Genomic DNA, 3817 nt, shown 5'->3' with positions numbered 1-3817 from the left:
CCTTCTGCAGGTAGGTCACGTTGGCTATCTGGAGGTCGGTGCAGTCGGCGGTCAATCCGCTGCGGGTGAAGGAGGCCACCCGGGGGGCCAGGTCCCGTCCGACGAAAGTGGCCCCATACAGTACGATGCGCGGCTGGTGCCGGCTCACCAGGTCGCTCATGATGCGGCTGTAGGGCAGGGTCTGGTAGCTCTCCAGGTCGGGATGATCAACGAGCAGCACTTCCTGGGCCCCGTAGCGAAAGGTCTCGCCGGCCAGGGCTTGCAATTGGTGCCCGATAACGACCGCTTTTAAGGTGCCGTTCAACTTTTCGGTTAGCTTCCTGCCTTTCGAAAGCAGTTCAAAGCTGACGTCGGCGGCCTTACCGGCGTGCTGTTCTACGAATACCCAGACTTCTGTGGACAGCTCTGCCATCTCAGGCCATCATCCAAAAATGTGGTCGCTCACCAGACTGTCGACCAGATGCCCGATACCGTCCTTCGTCGGATCAATTTTTTCGTGCTCGCCCCCTTCCAGGACCACGTATTCCACCTTGTGCACCTTGGTGGGCGAGCCCGCCAGGCCGCAGCGCTCGGGATCGACGTCCAGGTCGTCGAAAGTGTAGGTCGGGATGTATAGGTCTTTTGCAATATACTCTGCTTTGAGATCGTCGATGTAGAGCAGCGAATTGGCTTCGGTTAGTTTTTCCAGCTCCAGCAGCGATTTGGCATTTTTGACGGCCATGACCTGTTTTGCTTTGAAAGGTCTGGGCGTGGCCGCGTCCTTGATCACGGTAATGAGCACCGGCAAGGGACTTTCCAATATTTCATAGCCGCCGTCGATCCTCCTTTTGACGACGATCTTGTCGTCGTGTAAATCGACGATTTCCGCGGCATAGGTAATCTGGGGAAACCCCAGTTTTTCCGCCGTTTGCGGTCCCACCTGGGCGGTATCGCCGTCGATGGCCTGGCGCCCGGCGAAGATCAGGTCGAAATCGCCTACCTTTTTAATCGCCTCGCTGAGCACGTAGGAGGTGGCCTGGGTATCGGCGCCAGCGAATTTGCGGTCGCTGACCAGATGGGCCGCATCGGCACCCATGTACAGGCACTCCCGCAGCATGTCCGAGGCCTTCGGCGGCCCCATGGTGAGGACCTCCACCGTCCCGCCGTGCTGATCCCGCACCTGCAGCGCCACCTCCAGGGCGACCCTGTCGTCGGGGTTGAAAATAGCGGGCAGCCTGGCCCGGTTCACGGTGCCGTCCGGCCGCATCACCTCGCCGCTGAGGTTGGCCGTATCCGGGACCTGCTTCACCAGCACAATGCAATGATAACCCATGATCACCCTTCAAGCATACGAGTGGGCAAAAGTTTACGAAGGAATTCAAATCCAAGGGAAACATTAAAATTTAAAAAAAATTTTACTTTAATATTTTGATTACAAGTATTTAGAAGATATAGCTGATTGGCAATTAGAACTACAAATTAGCTTCACATATCCCATTCATTCGGTTTTCAGTATGAAAATTCCTTTTCCGCCTATTGCTCATCGTCTCTTATGCTTGCCTCTTTAAAAACAGCGGAAGTTGTTATAATCACACTGTCAGGCTCTTTTTGGGGAGAGCTGGGAGGGAGGATTTCTGATTTTAAGATAGGATGCTTATGGAATGGTCACCCAAAATGAGTAGACTACTGGCACCCATTCATTTTCCCTTCATTCACTTCTCCCTCCCCATCTAAATTCAATTCGATGGCACATCAGCCGGTGCGCAATTTCGGTATTATTACCCCTATCGATCACGGGAAGTCCACCCTGGCCGGCCGCTTCCCGGGGCCGGGGGAAAGAGCCATGAGTCGCCGGCGCTTTCTCCAGCTGGCCGGGGCCGGGGCCCTGGGAATGGCTTTAGGCAGTGTGGCCTGTGCCGTTAAGCGCCACCCTAATTTCGTCTTTATTCTGGTGGATGACCTGGGATGGACCGACCTGGGGTGCTATGGCAGTGACTATTACGAGACACCGAACATCGACCGCCTGGCCCGGCAGGGGATGCGGTTCACACAGGCGTATGCGGCCAGCCCGGTTTGCTCGCCCACCCGCGCGGCGGTGCTCACCGGCAAGTATCCCGCCCGGCTGCACCTTACCGATTGGATCGCCGGTCACTACCAGCCCTGGCATCCCCTGGAAGTGCCCCGATTCAAGCAGCAGCTGCCACTGGAAGAAACCACCATCGCCGAAGCCCTTAAAGAACTGGGATACGCCTCGGCCAGCATCGGTAAGTGGCATCTGGGTGGTGAGCCCTACTACCCGGAGAAACAGGGCTTTGACCTGAATATTGCCGGCACCGAAAGGGGTCAGCCCCCCAGCTACTACTACCCCTATACCAACCAGCGCTATACGATCCCCACCCTGCCGAAAGGAGAGCCAGGGCTCTACCTCACCGATCGCCTCACACAGGAGGCGGTAAATTTCATTGAAGATAGCCGACCGCGCCCCTTCCTGCTGTATCTGCCCTACTTCGCCGTCCATAGCCCCATCCAGGGGCGGTCGGATCTGCTCGCTAAATACGCGGATAAGCAGCCGGGGAGGGAACATCGCAACTCAGGTTACGCGGCTATGATCGAGGCGTTATACCAGGGCGTGGGGCGCATCATGGCTGCGCTGGAAAGCCAGGGGCTGGCGGAGATACCGTTATTTTCTTCACCTCCGACAACGGCGGCCAGACCCGGCACACCTCCAACGCCCCCCTGCGCAGCGGTAAGTCGTCACTCTATGAGGGTGGTATCCGTGTACCGCTCATCGTACGCTGGCCGGCAAAGATCAAGGCCGACTCTAACTGCCAGGTACCGGTCAGTAGCCCGGACTTTTATCCTACCATGCTGGAGCTGGCGGGCGGATCGGTCCGGGGAAGAGCCGACCTCGACGGCCTGAGCCTGGCCGGGATTCTGACAGGCAGCCGCAGCCTTTCTCATGATGCCCTTTATTGGCATTATCCCCATTATCATCCTTCCGGACCCACTTCTCCCTCCGGGGCCGTCCGGGTCGGTGACTACAAACTCATCGAATACTTCGAAGATGGCCGGCTGGAGCTCTTCAACCTGGCCGAAGACCTGGGCGAGACTCGCGACCTGGCTGCCGAACGTCCGGATACTGCGGCTCAGCTGCGGGACCGGCTCCATCAATGGCGCCAGTCGATCGATGCCCGGATGCCGGCCCCCAATCCCAATTATGATCCGGCACGGGATCAATGGCTTGATCGTACCCGTGGTGAAAAGTCAATAAGGTGAGACTGATAGCCGCCGATAGGAAAAGACAGTATCCCGGAACGGCACCCGGGCCTTTTTATTAGGGTATATACCTCGACCCAGGGCATAAGAAATTCGTTAATCTTCTTTTCCCTTCGTAAGGTTCTCCTTACCCGGCTAAATTTGCCTCGATGGCTGATCCGCTGGTACGCAACTTCTGCATTATTGCCCACATCGACCACGGCAAGTCCACCCTGGCTGACCGCTTCCTGGAGCTGACCCATACCCTGGCCGACAAGGAGATGCAGGCCCAGGTGCTGGACGACATGGATCTGGAGCGGGAGCGGGGCATCACTATCAAGGCCCACCCCATCCGGATGGTCTACCGGCATACTGATGGGCAGGATTACGTCCTCAACCTCATCGATACGCCCGGCCACGTGGACTTCACCTACGAGGTCTCCCGCAGCCTGGCCGCCTGTGAGGGGGTCCTGCTGCTGGTGGATGCGGCCCAGGGAGTGGAGGCCCAGACGGTGAGCAACGCCTACCTGGCCATCGAGAACGACCTGCAGCTGGTGCCGGTGATCAACAAGGTGGACCTGCC

General features: G+C 57.7%; 4 protein-coding genes and 1 pseudogene. 3 read left to right on the top strand and 2 right to left on the bottom strand.

What is annotated here, in order from left to right:
* Window positions 1-412: electron transfer flavoprotein subunit alpha/FixB family protein (locus ACETWG_10860; protein ID MFB0517084.1), on the bottom strand; the 412-nt coding region annotated here is incomplete at its 3' end.
* Between the two features lie 9 nt (window positions 413-421).
* Window positions 422-1312, bottom strand: coding sequence for an electron transfer flavoprotein beta subunit/FixA family protein (locus ACETWG_10855; GenBank protein ID MFB0517083.1), 891 nt, complete (start codon window positions 1310-1312; stop codon window positions 422-424).
* Between the two features lie 411 nt (window positions 1313-1723).
* Here ACETWG_10855 and ACETWG_10850 point away from each other — a divergent pair.
* The 3 genes and pseudogenes from ACETWG_10850 to ACETWG_10840 form a co-directional block, all read left to right on the top strand.
* A pseudogene (locus ACETWG_10850) lies at window positions 1724-2638 on the top strand (sulfatase-like hydrolase/transferase).
* Window positions 2599-3255: a sulfatase/phosphatase domain-containing protein gene (locus ACETWG_10845; GenBank protein ID MFB0517082.1), complete on the top strand. Its 657-nt coding sequence runs from the start codon at window positions 2599-2601 to the stop codon at window positions 3253-3255. The pseudogene ACETWG_10850 and the gene ACETWG_10845 overlap by 40 nt, the downstream one beginning before the upstream one ends.
* A 149-nt stretch (window positions 3256-3404) precedes the next feature.
* Window positions 3405-3817, top strand: a 413-nt coding sequence (locus tag ACETWG_10840; GenBank protein ID MFB0517081.1) for a GTP-binding protein, incomplete at its 3' end; no start/stop codon positions are given.

This window comes from Candidatus Neomarinimicrobiota bacterium (assembly GCA_041862535.1).
Taxonomy (GTDB): Bacteria; Fidelibacterota; Marinisomatia; order SCGC-AAA003-L08; family TS1B11.
The sequence above is the reverse complement of the archived record's forward strand: the minus strand, read 5'-3'. Positions and strand labels throughout refer to the sequence as shown.

What these genes read in the sequence shown, in the direction of transcription:
- ACETWG_10855 (MFB0517083.1), bottom strand. Translation starts at nt 1,312, where the DNA reads ATGGGTTATCATTGCATTGTGCTGGTGAAGCAGGTCCCGGATACGGCC.